This window comes from Staphylococcus warneri (assembly GCF_900636385.1).
GTDB lineage: Bacteria > Bacillota > Bacilli > Staphylococcales > Staphylococcaceae > Staphylococcus > Staphylococcus warneri.
On sequence record NZ_LR134269.1, the window covers coordinates 1,967,870 to 1,982,481 of the forward strand.

Genomic DNA, 14,612 nt, shown 5'->3' on the forward strand with positions numbered 1-14,612 from the left:
AAATAACGATGAAATCGGGACTCTGTTTTAGATAGCTTTTATGATGTTTAGTGATTGTCTTCCTCTTCATATTGATGTTGAGGATGTGGATGATCACCTTTTTTTGTAATTAGGTTTAAAATCGGTCTATAATTATCGTCAATTAATCCTGTAAATTCAACAATGAGTTCAATCGTTAAAATAATTAAAATGAACATCATTAATGCACCTAGAGGTTGAGATAGATACAGAATAATACTAGATAGACTGAATAAGATAGCAATGGAATATATGAGTAAGACGGTTTGTCTATGTGTATAACCAAGTTCTAATAACTTATGATGTAAATGAGATTTATCCGCTTGCATAATATGTTGCCCTTTTTTCATTCGTCGAATCATTGCAAAAATAGTATCAATAAATGGTACTGCTAAAATAACAATAGGGAAAAATAATGCAATAAATGTAATGTTTTTAAAACCTAGCAATGAAACAAATCCAATAATAAAACCAATCATTAGGGCTCCACTATCACCAAGAAATATTTTAGCTGGGTGTGAGTTATAGAATAAAAATCCTAATAAAGATCCGATTAACACACAACAAATCATTATAATAAAGATATTCGCTTGTAAGATAGCGATAAATGCAATTGTCATTAATGCAATCGCAGATACACCAGATGCTAAGCCATCTAATCCATCAATTAAATTAATAGCATTTGTAATAGCTACAATCCAAATCACTGTAATTGGAATACTTAAAATTCCAAAATGTATCGTTGGTCCCATTGGTAATGAAATAAAATCAATGGTAATACCATAAAATGCGACCACTAAAGCTGCTACGATTTGCCCAGCTAATTTGATATATGGTTTAAGATCAAATATATCATCGATTAAACCAACGGCATACATCAATATTGCTCCGATAACTAATGGTTTCACTTCCCTTTCAATAGGATGGCCTAACCACATTCCAATTAAAAATGAGAATAAAATAACTGTGCCACCCATGACTGAAATCGGCTTTGTATGCACCTTACGAAAATTGGGTTTATCTACTAAATTTAATTTTTTAGACATCGCAATAATAATGGGTGTTATTATTAAACTGACTATCATAGTAAATGCAATGAGTAATAATGTATACATCAGTTCACCTTCATCAAAATTAAGTTAGTTTCTATCATTTAAAGGGTAAGTTTTAAGAAATCCAACTATTTCTCTTCCTATATTTATAGTTAATATTTAAACGTGCGTCGGTTATTTTGTATGATTTTCCTCTTTAATAACGACTACTATCAATCTTCAATTCTATCGCAATAACATCAGTTGCTATCATCTTTCCTTATTATTAAATCAACTGTATAATAGTAGTTAATCTAAAATAAGATATCCCAAATTTATAACAACATTCTTTCTTCATATATATCTACATCGATTTTTATACTCTCACATGACGAAACTTTTTTTCATCATATCACTTAAGTTAACATTTTAACATTAATCACTATTTTATGTGATAAATTTTTTAGTCTAACTAATGACAAATTGTAAGTTTTCACTTACAATAGCTAATGGTCAATAAAGGAGTCGGTAAAACTATGTTTGAAGCAATTATATATAATATTTCAGTCATGGTTGCAGGCATATATTTGTTTCATAGACTGCAATACTCTGAAAATAAAAGAATGGTCTTTTCTAAAGGATACGTCACTGTTTTAATGACGCTTGTTGCACTTTTATTAGCAGCATATCCCATTCCCTTCCGTTTAGAATACTTAGTTCATTTAACGTTTGTACCTTTATTATTCTTAGGACGTTACACCAACATGGTTTACACATTAGCTTCAGCTGTCGTCGTATCATTAGTTGACATACTTATTTTTAACAACTCTATTATATACGGTATCACTTTAGTCGTTATAGCGGGTGTGGTCAGTGCAGTAGGTCCGTTTTTAAAACAAAACGATATTATATCGTTACTTATATTAAATACAATCAGTATTATCATTTTATTTATACTTGCATTAGTGAGCCCAATCTATGATTTAATTGAAATTGCAATTTTAATTCCTGTGTCATTCATTATCACAATTGCCTCTGCAATTACATTTGTAGATATTTGGCATTTCTTCTCACTCGTTAATCGCTATGAAAATGAAGATAAATATGATTATTTAACTGGTCTTGGGAATGTTAAAGAATTCGATAGACATTTGAATCAGTTATCTAAATATACTGAGACACATAATGAAAGCTTAGGCTTGTTACTTATTGACATTGATGGCTTTAAAGATGTAAATGATACATATACGCACCAAGCAGGAGATGCTGTATTAAAACAAATGTCTCAATTACTTAAAAATTATGTCCCTAAACAATTTCTTATTTTTAGAAATGGTGGCGAAGAGTTCTCTGTTGTAATTAATGACTATACATTGGATCAAAGTGTCAAACTTGCCGAAAATATTCGTCAAGGTGTAGAGAAGTCATCATTCCATCTACCTAATAAGGAAGTCATAAAACTTTCAGTGTCTATAGGTGTCGGTTATTTAACACAAGATGATCGCAAATCACAAAGACGCGTCTTTAAAGATGCAGATGATATGGTACATGTGGCTAAAAGCGAAGGTAGAAATAAAGTCATGTTTAATCCTATTATTAAACTATAATCAAATATTGAATACACTATCAGAGGTAGAGACAAAAGGATTTGTAATTTCGTTAATTTATTTATCGACGTTTGAATCTTTCACGTCTCTTCCTTTTTTATTTTATAAACGCATTTCTTATCCACCATAGCCTTATTTATTTTAGATTTAAAATAAATGTTTACCACCGTTTTCACCTATCTCCTTCATTACATAATCTTTTCAATATGACTTACTCTATTGAAAGTTGTTAGCTCAAGTTGTAAACTTCAATTATTCATATCATTAAATTAATTAGGAGGTGGTTATTCATGTCAGATTCAATCACTATCATTGATGAGAATAAAGTGATTGATGTCGTGTTGATTGCTGGTAGGATTTTACTAGAAGCTGGTGCTGAAACATATCGTGTTGAAGATACCATGAATAGAATTGCACATAGCTATGGCTTACATGATACATATAGTTTTGTAACTTCAACCGCTATTATCTTCTCTCTTAATGATCGTACTAGTACTCGATTAATTCGTATTAGAGAACGTACGACAGATTTAGAAAAAATAGCTTTAACCAACAGTTTGTCTCGTAAAATTTCTAGCAATCAACTTACTATTGATGAAGCAAAATCTGAATTAATCCACCTTAGAAGTGCATCGTTGCAATATTCATTTTTAATTAATTTATTTGCAGCAGCGATTGCATGTGGTTTTTTCCTATTTATGTTTGGTGGCGTAGCATCAGATTGTTGGATTGCCATACTAGCTGGAGGATCAGCGTTTTTAACGTTTAGCCTTGTTCAACGATATATTCAAATTAAATTTTTCTCAGAATTTGTTGCTGCTGCAGTCGTAATCACAATAGCTGCTGCCTGTTCGAAACTTGGATTGGCAACAAATCAGAACATTATTACCATTGCGAGCGTAATGCCTCTTGTACCTGGTATTTTAATTACCAATGCGATTCGTGATTTACTAGCTGGAGAGTTATTAGCAGGTATGTCTAGAGGTGTAGAAGCGGCGCTAACTGCATTTGCTATTGGCGCTGGCGTTGCTATAGTATTACTAATTTTTTAAGAGAGGCTGTTCATATTGTTATTTTATTTATTTCACTTCACAATAAGTTTCATTTCCACAGTCCTTTTCTCCATCATATTTAACGCACCCCGTCGATTATTATTAGCGTGTGGTTTTGTCGGTGCAGTTGCGTGGACAATTTATCAATTTACCGTTGATATGCAATTTGGAAAAGTTGGCGCTACATTTTTGGGAAGTTTAATTTTAGGCTTACTCAGTCATACGATGAGTAGACGCTATAAAAGACCTGTTATTATATTTATCGTACCTGGAATCATTCCACTTGTACCAGGTGGTGCTGCGTATGAAGCAACACGCTTTTTAGTATCAAATAACTATACTAGTGCTGTAAATACTTTTTTAGAGGTTACCTTAATATCTGGCGCGATATCTTTTGGTATTCTTGTAGCAGAAATCATCTATTATCTCTACACACGTATCAAGCAGTATTATGGTAAAATTAAAGGTAAATCATATAGAAAATCTTATAATATGAATAATCGAGTTTAAGGGGATGTCTAACATGAAAGAACAAATTATCGATAGATTAACGAGATACGTCAAAATAGATACACAATCAGATCCAAATTCAAATACGACACCATCTACGACAAAACAATGGGATTTATTAAACCTATTAGAAAGTGAGCTTAAAGCATTAGGACTCGAAACAGATATGGATATCAATGGTTACCTTTTTGCTACATTAGACAGTAATGTGGAATATGACGTGCCAACGGTTGGTTTCTTAGCTCATGTTGATACATCACCTGATTTTAATGCTACTAATGTTAACCCACAAATCATTGAAAAATATGACGGTAATCCACTTAAGTTAGGTAAAACAGATAGAATTCTAGATCCTAAAGTCTTTCCTGAGCTTAAACAAGTCATTGGCGATACATTGATGATTACTGATGGTACTTCATTACTAGGCGCTGATGACAAAGCAGGTGTAGTAGAAATTATGGAAGGGCTTAACTACTTACTTGAACATCCTGAAATTAAACATGGTAAAATTCGTGTAGGCTTTACGCCAGACGAAGAAATAGGAAGAGGACCTCACAAATTTGATGTTAAACGTTTCAATGCTGATTTCGCTTATACTATGGATGGTAGCCAATTAGGCGAATTACAATTTGAAAGCTTTAATGCTGCTGCAGCAAAAGTAACATGTCATGGTGTTAATGTACATCCTGGATCAGCTAAAAATGCGATGATTAATGCCATTTCACTTGGACAACAATTTAATAGTTTATTACCTCCTAGTGAAGTTCCTGAACGTACAGAAGGTTATGAAGGTTTTTATCATTTAATGAATTTTGAAGGTAATGTTGAAAAAGCTACATTACAATATATCATTAGAGACCATGATAAAAAGCAATTTGATTTACGTAAAAAACGTTTTATGGAAATACGTGATGATATCAATTCACATTTTGAAGATTATCCAGTCAAAGTCGACGTTGAAGACCAATATTATAATATGGCTGAAAAAATCAAACCTCATCAGCATATTATAGATATCCCTACAAAAGTATTTAATCGTTTAGGTATCGAGCCTAATACGGAACCTATTCGTGGTGGAACTGATGGATCACAACTATCATTTATGGGATTACCTACACCTAATATCTTTACTGGTTGTGGCAATTTCCATGGTCCTTTTGAGTATGCCTCAATCGATGTTATGGAAAAAGCCGTACAAGTTATGGTGGGTATCACTGAAGAAGTTGCAAAATCAAATCAATAATATATCAACACCCCTAAGTGTCTAATCTAAGACACTTAGGGGTGTTATTTTTATTATTCTATCATTATTTATTCACATCGAATTGTGTTTTCAATAATTTTAATGCTTGAACTGTATAATGTCTGATTTGTAGACCCATTTTAAAGTCTGTATATGATTCAGGCATATCTATGAATGTATTGAACATAGCCGTTACGCCCTTACCTTCAAACAAATCGAATTTATCATCTGTAGCACAAATCGCTATAGATGTCTTATGGTGTTTTTCTGTTAAATCTGCAATACGCAATGTCGTCGTTTCTAATAATTGATCACGTTCATTTAAACCTTCACCAAATATAATTAAATCTGCTTGTTGAACTAAATCTTCCAGGTGTGTAATTTGATCCACAAGTTCATGACTTGTTAAGATTTCCGCTTGATATAAACCTTTTAAAACTGCAGCTATTCCGCCACCAGCACCACCACGCTCGATAGGACCAATCGTTACTCGTAATTCACTCTTGAATAATTCACTAAAGTACCAAACTAAATTGTCAATTTCTGCCGCTTCATTTTGTGTCATACCTAACATTGGATACATTTGCATGATTTCACTTTGTTTACCATATAAACGACTTGAAAAATCTGACATTACTTGAATATTTGCTTCAGCTAACTTCGGATGGATACCAGAAAAATCTAAACGTCGAATATATTTAATAACATGCGCACCCTTAGTCACATCAACAAGATTTGCCTCATCATCATAGAACTTTGCACCTAAGGCTTGAAGCATTCCTGCACCGCCATCGAAACTTCCGATACCACCAAGGGAGATGATAATATGTTTAGCATCATTATCTAACGCAGCATGTAGTATTTCGCCTAAACCATAACTCGTTCTTTCTTGGATAGGTTTTTGTCCATTTAAGAATAAATTACCTTCAATAATGGTCATACCACTATCTGTTTGACCATAAATTGCTTCTACTTCATTCATGTCTGCATCATGGGCAGCAACTCGATACTTACTTCCCGACTGCCATAAAAAGACTGAATCCATTAATTCATGTCGTCCATTAAATAATGGAACTTGAACAATATCGGCCTTTTCAATTTGACTAGCAACCGCTTCTTCGACATATCTATTTGCTTGATAGCTTGAAATAATGCCATTAAATTCGTCCATGGCTACTAAAACTTTCATTGTCTTAACCACCTTGTTTTTATATAATATTGTGCTTTCAATACAATTTAACTTTTATTATTAATCTTACATTTTTTACATATTCAATAATCTATTTGTGTTGTACACTAACATATTATACATGTGAATGTGCATGATTTCATGATAAACACTATCATAATCTTTATTAAACTATGAGTAATATGAATATTGGTCTATTATATACTATTCTCAATTAAAGCATAAACGATTAACTTCTCCTTTTTACAATCACTATTAAAAAAGCCATTTTATTACGAATAGCGTAATAAAATGACTTTCCTCATTTAATTGAACATAAAATAAGTGATATAACATTTATGTTCTTTATTCATTTGTTAGTTATTCATTATTCTTCTGCTTGCGCTAATGACGAAACATTGATGTCACTGTGTGACGCATTCCATTTCATTTCACCATCTATAAAGTAAAATGCTTGTGGTGATTCATGTTTGACATTTGTCTTTTCAGCAATGTAGTGCGATAATTTGCGCTCCTGTTGTACTATTAAATAGTAACCGTCCATATCGCGTTCATATAAAAATTTATTAAACTGATCATACGCATTTGCAGAAATTGGACAAGTTTCGCTATGTTTTAAAACAAAAACATATTTATTTTCTTCTAACACTTGTTCAAACTGGTCAATCGAACTCAGCTTTATAGCCATTCTATTCACCTCTAAAAGTATTTATCACATTTTCTGAGCATATGCGTGATATTCATATCCCGAAAATTATATCAGTGGGTACAATTATACACATTTTACTTAGCAATGTTAACCATGGTTTTTTAATTTATTTAATTCTAATCAAAATTAATCGTTTTTTTGTTTAACCTTTTTTAATTCCGAATTAAACGCCTTATCTTTCCTATCTATATCTTTACCCTCTTTTGGTAACTTATCGACATTAATTTTAGAAATTTTTTCGCCAACTTCTATTGTATCGATACGAGTGTCATAGTAATTTTGCAAACTATAGTACATCTCAATCGCATTTTTACGTGCATCATTAACATTTTTATCTGATATATTCGTTTGATTGATATCTTTAATTTGTTTTTCAATTAATGGAGAAATATAATTTTTGATTGCTTTCTTCGCTGATTTCGCATTACTTGATGATGTATCTAGATGCTTTTGAGCTGTCTCTTTTAAATCTTTATTATTACTTTCCAATTTTGAAGTTAACTGATTAGCATCTTCTTGGTTCGATGCATTTTTGATTTTCTTTTCAACTTGTGAACGATTTTTTTCAAATAACTTTGTGTAATCTAAAATATCTTCATTATCTTTGATTGAATCGTTACATAAATCCACAAATTTTTTCACATCATATATCGACTTTTTCTTTGTTTTTACTGTTTTAAGGTATTTTGCTTTTAACACTTTTACATCATGTGTTTCAGCAGGTAATTGCTTCGCTGATTTTTCATATTCTTTAAATGCAGGGATCAATTGTTTATTTATATCATCTTGAAGTTGAATAAATTCCTTTCTATTTTTATCAGTTGTATCTGTCTTACTTAAATGATCCAATTCTTTTAGATTGATCTCATCCATCATTTTTTCAAGCTTATCTTGTTTATTATTAACTTCATCTAATTTACTTTCGAAATGGCTTAAATCAGAATCTGTTTTATTACTACATGCTGTTAAAGCAACAATAAGTAAAAATATCATTGGGATAATTACTATTTTTTTCATATTTGCACCCCTTACCATAGAACATTATATAAAAACGTATTTATTAAGAAAATGAATTATGTTATAGTATCTCAGACTTTATACCTTATTAATTCAACATAAAGGAGAAAAACTATGTACGGTCATGTTCAACCCCTTATTAAATATCAAAATAATGACTATTTCGACACGCTGTATCAAGAAACGCGTACATTATTATTCAACTTACTAGATTCACCGGTTAAATATACGCAACATATTGGTGGTACTCGACATTTCAATTATGATACAGAACCTATTCTTGACATACTTATAGGCGTAGATAATTTACATGATATTACGGCTCTAGACGAAAAACGATTAAATTATGCTGGATTTTATCGTCTACATCATTCTTATAAAAAGAAAGTCATGATGGCTAAGTTTAATAATCTTAAAGACTTAAAGCAAGAAGTACGCTTACATATCATTCAGTTAGATACACCTTTATTTGAACAATATCAAAAAGTCGATGACATATTAAGTCATCATCAGGATATCGCTAATCAATTTGCCACTAAAAAAGGACAACTATTGCAGCATATTGATTCAATAAGACAATACGAAAATCAAAAACAATCTATTTTCGAAAAAATTTATAAACAATATAGTCACCAAGGATAAATATGTATAAAGACATTAATAAAGTTAGTTCTAGTATCAATCTCTACGTTGTAAATCGAAATTAAATGAATTATGCATTCTAATTATATAACATATATTTAGAATTAAAAGAACAATGCATTATATACATCAGGAATCAATTATCTTAGTGTTAAATATCTTCATATTTCGCAAATAACAACTAAAATTGATATAATAAAATTGTTAGCATTGATTATAGAAAGGACGTACGGATAGTGAATAAAAACGACATTTTAAAAGGTTTGCAAGAAATTATTCCAAACGACATTATCGAAGTAGATGAACCCCTAAAAAAATATACTTATACTGAAACTGGTGGTAAAGCAGATTTTTACCTATCACCTACTAAAAATGAAGAAGTACAAGCCATTGTAAAATATGCAAACCAACATAATATTCCTGTCACATATCTAGGAAATGGTTCGAATATTATTATCCGGGAAGGCGGTATTAGAGGTATCGTATTAAGCTTGTTATCACTTAAACATATCGAAGTGTCAGATGATGCCATTATTGCTGGCAGTGGTGCAGCTATTATTGATGTCTCACGTGTTGCAAGAGATTATGCACTCACAGGATTAGAATTTGCATGTGGTATTCCTGGATCTATCGGTGGTGCCGTATTCATGAACGCCGGTGCTTATGGTGGTGAAGTTAAGGATTGTATTGATTATGCGTTATGCGTTAATGAAAATGGAGATTTAATCAAATTAACTACGCAAGAATTAGAACTAGATTATAGAAATAGTATTGTACAGAAAAAACATCTGGTCGTTTTAGAAGCAGCCTTCACACTAGAACCAGGCAATTTAAAAGAGATTCAAGCGAAAATGGATGACTTAACTGAACGTCGTGAATCTAAGCAACCTCTTGAGTATCCTTCATGCGGTAGTGTTTTCCAAAGACCACCAGGTCACTTCGCGGGTAAATTGATTCAAGATTCTGATCTACAAGGCCATCGTATTGGTGGTGTAGAAGTTTCTACTAAACATGCTGGATTTATGGTCAACGTGGATAATGGTACTGCGACAGACTATGAAGACTTAATCCATTTTGTACAACAAACAGTTAAAGATAAATTTGATGTAGAGTTAAACACTGAAGTACGTATCATTGGCGAACATCCAGACGCTGATTAATGATTAATATCGGAGGTTTGTTTCAATGACTAAGGTCTATGGTTCAATGATTGATAATGAAACAAGGTGCATACATTATCACTCCTTTTTAGATATTATCGCTATTAAATTTAAATGTTGTGATAAATATTATCCTTGTTATCAGTGTCATAATGAACATGAAGCACACCCTATTCAACGTTGGAGTGTAGATGAATTCGACCAACGAGTCGTTATGTGCGGTGTTTGTAAACATCAGATGTCAATCAATGAATACATGATGGTAGAATCTTGTCCAAGATGTCAATCACACTTCAATCATAGATGCAAATTTCATTACCATCTATATTTTGAAATTTAATATATAAAGTAAAAGCGCTAAAAGCATATGATTTAATGCCTTTAGCGCTTTCTTTATTTATTTTACTACTTTTTCTAATTCATCAATTTGTTTCATTGTTGTAGTTGTTGAACCAGATGAGAAATACCAAAGTTTTGGATCAAGTTCATAAATTTTATGGTCTTTTACAGCTTTAACATTTTTCAATACTTTATTGTTTAATGTCTTCTTAGCTGTTGCATTATTTGCCACAATTTGCCCTCTATCCATAGCTAAAATCACATCAGGGTTATTCTTGTTAATATATTCATTATTAACATTCTGACCATGTGGCCCTTTACTTACATCTTTATCAACCGGTTTAAATCCTAATGTATCAAATACTAATCCACCAAATCTTGAACCTGGACCAAATGTAGATAATTCACCTTCATTGACTAATAGATACATGGCTTTCTGATCAAATTTAGAAGTTTTATCTTTCATTGCTTCTACTTTGTTATCTAATTTTTTAGTTAAATCTTTAGCTTTGTCTTCCTTGTCGTAGATTTTACCTAATTTTTCAGTATTGTCTTTCATAGAATTGATAACATTTTTATTATCCGCACCCATATATACGATTTTTGCTTTTGGTGCAGCTTTTTTAAATTCATCTAAATTTTTCTGATTAGCTGTTCTACCTGAAATGAAAATCACTTCTGGTTTTGCTTTAGCCACTTTATCAAAATTAACTTGTTTTAAATTACCAGTGTTTATATATTTATCTGATTTAAAATCTTCTAAGAAATCCGGTAGGGATTTTCCACCTTCGCCTTTTGGTAATGCTTTAACTTTACTTGAAAGACCCATTTCTTTCATATCATTTAATACACCATAATCTAAAACGACAGCATTTTTAGGGTTTTTAGGAACTTCGACCGTTTCTTTAACCTTTTTAGCATCACTGCCATCTTTTTCTTTACCCTGTGCTTCATAGTTATTTTCTATTTTAACAGTATCTTTTGATTCATTTTTCTCTGATTTGGAATCTGATTGACTATTATTAGATTGATTACCACATGCTGCTAATATAAAAACTATAGATAATATTAAGACTAAAATTGATTTTTTCATTATGTAGTAACTCCTTTTGTAAATTTTCACGATTGACTGAGTAACGGGTACTTATTTCTCAATTATTCATTCACGATAAGCATCACTCCCTTAATGGTTGTAACGTTCACTTTATGAAAGTATTTGTTCATCGTAATATAAACATATACGTTGTCCATTAACCGATTCTACTTTGACATCCATTTCATATAATTCTCTTAATACCTCAGTTTGTAATACGTCCACATTTTTTCCTGCACGTACTAGTTCGCCATGTTTTAATGCAATAATGTAATCTGAATAACATGACGCAAAATTAATATCGTGTAATACAATAACGATTGTTTTATTTAATTTCTGAGCTAATGAACGTAATGTCTGCATGATTTGAACTGAATGCTTCATGTCTAAATTATTTAATGGCTCATCTAACAAAATGTATTCTGTATTTTGTGCAATTGTCATAGCGATATATGCTCTCTGACGTTGACCACCGGACAATGTTTTAATATTCCTATCTTTAATTTCATTTAACTGTAATAAATCTAAAGCATATCTAACTTGCGCTTTATCTTCTTTTTTAAGATGGCCTTTACAATATGGAAATCGTCCAAAATTCACTAATTGCTCTACTGTAATATTCATATCAGTATGATTAGTTTGTTTTAATATTGAAATCTTTTGAGCAAGTTCATCCGTCTTATAAAGCAACATGTCTTTATCTTCAATTTTGACTGTACCACTATCAATACTCATTAATTTTGTAATTGCAGATAGCAAAGTACTTTTTCCTGCACCATTAGGCCCTATCAAAGAGGTTATTTTCCCTTTTTCAATGTTGACATTAATATCTTTTAATATTGACTTCTTTTGAATTGATTTATTTAAATTTTGTATTTGGATCAATTTACATTTCTCCCTTTAACTAATAAGTAAATAAAGTAACTACCACCTATGAGATCAATGATAATACTTACTTCTGTAGTCGCTTCAAAAAGATGTTCAACCAACCATTGAGCAATAAATAAACATATCCAGCTAAAACATATTGTGGCAGGTAAAATATATTTATGTTCATACGTTTTCATGAATTCATGAGCTAAATTGACAGTAAGTAATCCTAAAAATGTAATTGGACCAACTAATGCTGTCGAAATAGACACTAAAATAGCGACAAGAATAAGCATTAATCTCGTTATTTTTTCATAATTCACACCTAAATTGATGGCTTGTGCTCTTCCTAGCAATAACACATCCAAATACGGTAATAGTGCAAAAGTTATGACTATTAAAATGGTTAATAAAATAGATGAAAATCCAACAAGTTTAGAATTAGAAGCATCAAAATTAGCGAACATGGTATTTTGAACAGCTAAAAATGACTCTGGATCCATCACTAATTGGATAAAACCCGTAATACTTCTAAAAAATGTACCAAGTATTACACCAACCAATAAGATGAAATAGACTGAAAAATGACCCATTTTAAATAAAACTTGAAATAGAATTAAAGCAAATAACACCATCGTGATTAACGTAATCATAAAATTAATGTACACGTTATTAACGATTGTAGATTGTGTACCTAATAAAAAAACTGGTAATATTTTTACAAATAAATAGACTGAATCTAAACCGATAATGGAAGGCGTTAATAAGCGATTAGTTGTAATCGATTGAAAAATAACAACCGACGTACCGATTGCACCACCCACTAAAATAATTAAGATAAATTTTCTTAAACGACTTTGAATTTGATAATCAAATATTTCAAAATCAATGCCTAAAATTAAGTACAAAATCGCTATCATTAATGTAATTAACCCTAGTAAAAAGAGTTTTTTATTAAGATTAGTTAGCATAATTCTCCCTACCTTTCATCAATAAGATAAGGAATATAATTGTTCCAAACACACCTATAGTTAGACCTATGTTAATTTCATATGGATAAACAATTAAACGTCCTACAATATCTGAAATAAGCACAAATATAGCGCCTAACATCATCGTATGCGGCAAGGCATGTTTTAAATGGTCTCCACGGTATATTGAGATGATATTAGGAACAATGAGTCCTAGGAATGGTAAAGTCCCAACAGTAACGACCACAAGTGCAGTGATAGTTGCAGTTATAAACAATGCGATATTAATAATTTTTTCATAATTCACACCTAAGTTATGGCTAAAATCTTTGCCCATTCCAGCAATCGTAAAATGATTAGCAAATATATATATAATTAATAAAAACGGTATGCTTAAATATAGAACTTCATAACGACCACTTGTAATAATAGCAAAATTTCCATTTAGCCAATTTCCAATACTTTGTACTGCATTAGTTCTCAATGCGATAAATGTTGTAAAACTTGAAACAATACCTCCAAGCATAATACCTAATAACGGTATGAAAATGACATCTTTCACTTTAATTAGTTGTACTAATTTCACGAAGAAATATGTACCTCCAATGCTACAAATAACAGCAAATATTAATTTAATAAGTATGTGGCCTTTGGGGAATAATATGAGTGATAAAAGAATCCCCAACTTAGCCCATTCCATTGTGCCAGCTGTTGTTGGACTCACAAATTTATTTTGCATCATTTGTTGCATGATTAAACCGGCTATTGCCAGCGTACTACCTGATATGAGAATACTAACTGTTCGAGGAATACGACTCGATAAAATGATATTTAATTGATCATCGGTAAGATGGAAAATATCGGAAATAGATATTTGGCTAACACCGACAAATAGAGAGAGAATCGTAAACACAACGAGAAAGATGAGTAAAACATATCCCTTTAATAAAAACTTCATAACACTTTCTCCTTGAATAGTTATCCTTGGTAACGATTTTACGATAATGATAATCGTTATCAATTAAAATGTTACAGAATTTCCTTGTCATTTTCAATAGGTTATCTATAAATATTGTTATAAATAAGATTATTTTTATGTTTTAAATTCATCTGACATAAAAAAAACCCTAATTTCGCTTTAATTGTGTCTACACAAATAAA

15 protein-coding genes are annotated in these 14,612 nt (G+C 31.1%); 7 read left to right on the forward strand and 8 right to left on the reverse strand.

All coding sequences use genetic code 11. The features are described 5' to 3' along the window. Window positions 1–47 precede the first annotated feature (47 nt). Window positions 48–1,133 (reverse strand): glycosyltransferase family 4 protein, encoded by a 1,086-nt coding sequence (locus tag EL082_RS09650; protein ID WP_002467467.1) that lies wholly within the window; start codon window positions 1,131–1,133, stop codon window positions 48–50. Window positions 1,134–1,585: 452 nt separating this feature from the next. Here EL082_RS09650 and gdpS point away from each other — a divergent pair, with 452 nt between their 5' ends. The 4 genes from gdpS to pepT all read left to right on the forward strand — a co-directional run bounded on the left by gdpS (window position 1,586) and on the right by pepT (window position 5,461). Then, on the forward strand, window positions 1,586–2,656 hold the full coding sequence (gene gdpS, locus EL082_RS09655) for a GGDEF domain-containing protein GdpS (protein WP_002467014.1): 1,071 nt from the start codon (window positions 1,586–1,588) through the stop codon (window positions 2,654–2,656). Between the two features lie 290 nt (window positions 2,657–2,946). Then, a complete protein-coding gene (locus EL082_RS09660; RefSeq protein ID WP_002467012.1) occupies window positions 2,947–3,708 on the forward strand; it encodes a threonine/serine exporter family protein in 762 nt (253 codons plus the stop codon). Window positions 3,709–3,723: 15 nt separating this feature from the next. Then, a complete protein-coding gene (locus EL082_RS09665; RefSeq protein WP_002450928.1) occupies window positions 3,724–4,218 on the forward strand; it encodes a threonine/serine exporter family protein in 495 nt (164 codons plus the stop codon). A gap of 13 nt (window positions 4,219–4,231) precedes the next feature. Further along, window positions 4,232–5,461 (forward strand): peptidase T, encoded by a 1,230-nt coding sequence (gene pepT, locus EL082_RS09670; protein WP_049414980.1) that lies wholly within the window; start codon window positions 4,232–4,234, stop codon window positions 5,459–5,461. Between the two features lie 64 nt (window positions 5,462–5,525). Here the strand turns inward: pepT and EL082_RS09675 are convergent, their stop codons facing one another. The 3 genes from EL082_RS09675 to EL082_RS09685 form a co-directional block, all read right to left on the reverse strand. Then, entirely contained in the window at window positions 5,526–6,650 is a 1,125-nt protein-coding gene (locus tag EL082_RS09675) for a glycerate kinase (RefSeq protein ID WP_002467013.1), read from the reverse strand. 367 nt (window positions 6,651–7,017) lie between these two features. Then, a complete protein-coding gene (gene ytxJ / locus EL082_RS09680) occupies window positions 7,018–7,338 on the reverse strand; it encodes a bacillithiol system redox-active protein YtxJ (RefSeq protein ID WP_049414986.1) in 321 nt (106 codons plus the stop codon). A 147-nt stretch (window positions 7,339–7,485) separates the two neighbouring features. Beyond that, the gene (locus tag EL082_RS09685) at window positions 7,486–8,376 is read right to left on the reverse strand and encodes an EMYY motif lipoprotein (RefSeq protein ID WP_103286256.1); all 891 of its coding nucleotides are present in this window, start codon (window positions 8,374–8,376) and stop codon (window positions 7,486–7,488) included. A gap of 114 nt (window positions 8,377–8,490) precedes the next feature. On the opposite strand from EL082_RS09685, the gene EL082_RS09690 reads away from it, so the two are divergent. The 3 genes from EL082_RS09690 (at window position 8,491) to EL082_RS09700 (ending at window position 10,518) form a co-directional block, all read left to right on the forward strand. Beyond that, window positions 8,491–9,018 carry a GrpB family protein gene (locus tag EL082_RS09690; RefSeq protein WP_002467004.1) on the forward strand — a complete coding sequence of 176 codons (528 nt, stop codon included), beginning with the start codon at window positions 8,491–8,493 and terminating at the stop codon, window positions 9,016–9,018. A 233-nt stretch (window positions 9,019–9,251) separates the two neighbouring features. After that, window positions 9,252–10,178, forward strand: a complete 927-nt coding sequence (murB, locus tag EL082_RS09695; protein ID WP_026088896.1) for a UDP-N-acetylmuramate dehydrogenase — start codon at window positions 9,252–9,254, stop codon at window positions 10,176–10,178. 25 nt (window positions 10,179–10,203) lie between these two features. Further along, window positions 10,204–10,518: a CHY zinc finger protein gene (locus EL082_RS09700; protein WP_015365279.1), complete on the forward strand. Its 315-nt coding sequence runs from the start codon at window positions 10,204–10,206 to the stop codon at window positions 10,516–10,518. A gap of 57 nt (window positions 10,519–10,575) precedes the next feature. On the opposite strand, the gene EL082_RS09705 is transcribed toward EL082_RS09700, so the two are convergent. The 4 genes from EL082_RS09705 to EL082_RS09720 all read right to left on the reverse strand — a co-directional run bounded on the left by EL082_RS09705 (window position 10,576) and on the right by EL082_RS09720 (window position 14,409). Next, window positions 10,576–11,610: a ferrated catecholamine ABC transporter substrate-binding lipoprotein SstD gene (locus tag EL082_RS09705; protein ID WP_002467006.1), complete on the reverse strand. Its 1,035-nt coding sequence runs from the start codon at window positions 11,608–11,610 to the stop codon at window positions 10,576–10,578. A gap of 111 nt (window positions 11,611–11,721) precedes the next feature. Beyond that, a complete protein-coding gene (locus tag EL082_RS09710) occupies window positions 11,722–12,495 on the reverse strand; it encodes an iron ABC transporter ATP-binding protein (protein ID WP_002467009.1) in 774 nt (257 codons plus the stop codon). After that, window positions 12,492–13,451, reverse strand: a complete 960-nt coding sequence (locus tag EL082_RS09715; RefSeq protein WP_002467015.1) for an iron chelate uptake ABC transporter family permease subunit — start codon at window positions 13,449–13,451, stop codon at window positions 12,492–12,494. Before EL082_RS09715 ends, EL082_RS09710 begins: the two co-directional genes overlap by 4 nt. Beyond that, window positions 13,441–14,409, reverse strand: coding sequence for an ABC transporter permease (locus tag EL082_RS09720; RefSeq protein WP_002467010.1), 969 nt, complete (start codon window positions 14,407–14,409; stop codon window positions 13,441–13,443). Before EL082_RS09720 ends, EL082_RS09715 begins: the two co-directional genes overlap by 11 nt. Window positions 14,410–14,612 lie beyond the last annotated feature (203 nt).

What these genes read in the sequence shown, in the direction of transcription:
- EL082_RS09705 (WP_002467006.1), bottom strand. Translation starts at nt 11,610, where the DNA reads ATGAAAAAATCAATTTTAGTCTTAATATTATCTATAGTTTTTATATTA.
- ytxJ (WP_049414986.1), bottom strand. Translation starts at nt 7,338, where the DNA reads ATGGCTATAAAGCTGAGTTCGATTGACCAGTTTGAACAAGTGTTAGAA.
- EL082_RS09650 (WP_002467467.1), bottom strand. Translation starts at nt 1,133, where the DNA reads ATGTATACATTATTACTCATTGCATTTACTATGATAGTCAGTTTAATA.
- gdpS (WP_002467014.1), top strand. Translation starts at nt 1,586, where the DNA reads ATGTTTGAAGCAATTATATATAATATTTCAGTCATGGTTGCAGGCATA.
- EL082_RS09660 (WP_002467012.1), top strand. Translation starts at nt 2,947, where the DNA reads ATGTCAGATTCAATCACTATCATTGATGAGAATAAAGTGATTGATGTC.
- EL082_RS09690 (WP_002467004.1), top strand. Translation starts at nt 8,491, where the DNA reads ATGTACGGTCATGTTCAACCCCTTATTAAATATCAAAATAATGACTAT.
- EL082_RS09715 (WP_002467015.1), bottom strand. Translation starts at nt 13,451, where the DNA reads ATGCTAACTAATCTTAATAAAAAACTCTTTTTACTAGGGTTAATTACA.
- EL082_RS09720 (WP_002467010.1), bottom strand. Translation starts at nt 14,409, where the DNA reads ATGAAGTTTTTATTAAAGGGATATGTTTTACTCATCTTTCTCGTTGTG.
- pepT (WP_049414980.1), top strand. Translation starts at nt 4,232, where the DNA reads ATGAAAGAACAAATTATCGATAGATTAACGAGATACGTCAAAATAGAT.
- EL082_RS09700 (WP_015365279.1), top strand. Translation starts at nt 10,204, where the DNA reads ATGACTAAGGTCTATGGTTCAATGATTGATAATGAAACAAGGTGCATA.
- EL082_RS09675 (WP_002467013.1), bottom strand. Translation starts at nt 6,650, where the DNA reads ATGAAAGTTTTAGTAGCCATGGACGAATTTAATGGCATTATTTCAAGC.
- EL082_RS09685 (WP_103286256.1), bottom strand. Translation starts at nt 8,376, where the DNA reads ATGAAAAAAATAGTAATTATCCCAATGATATTTTTACTTATTGTTGCT.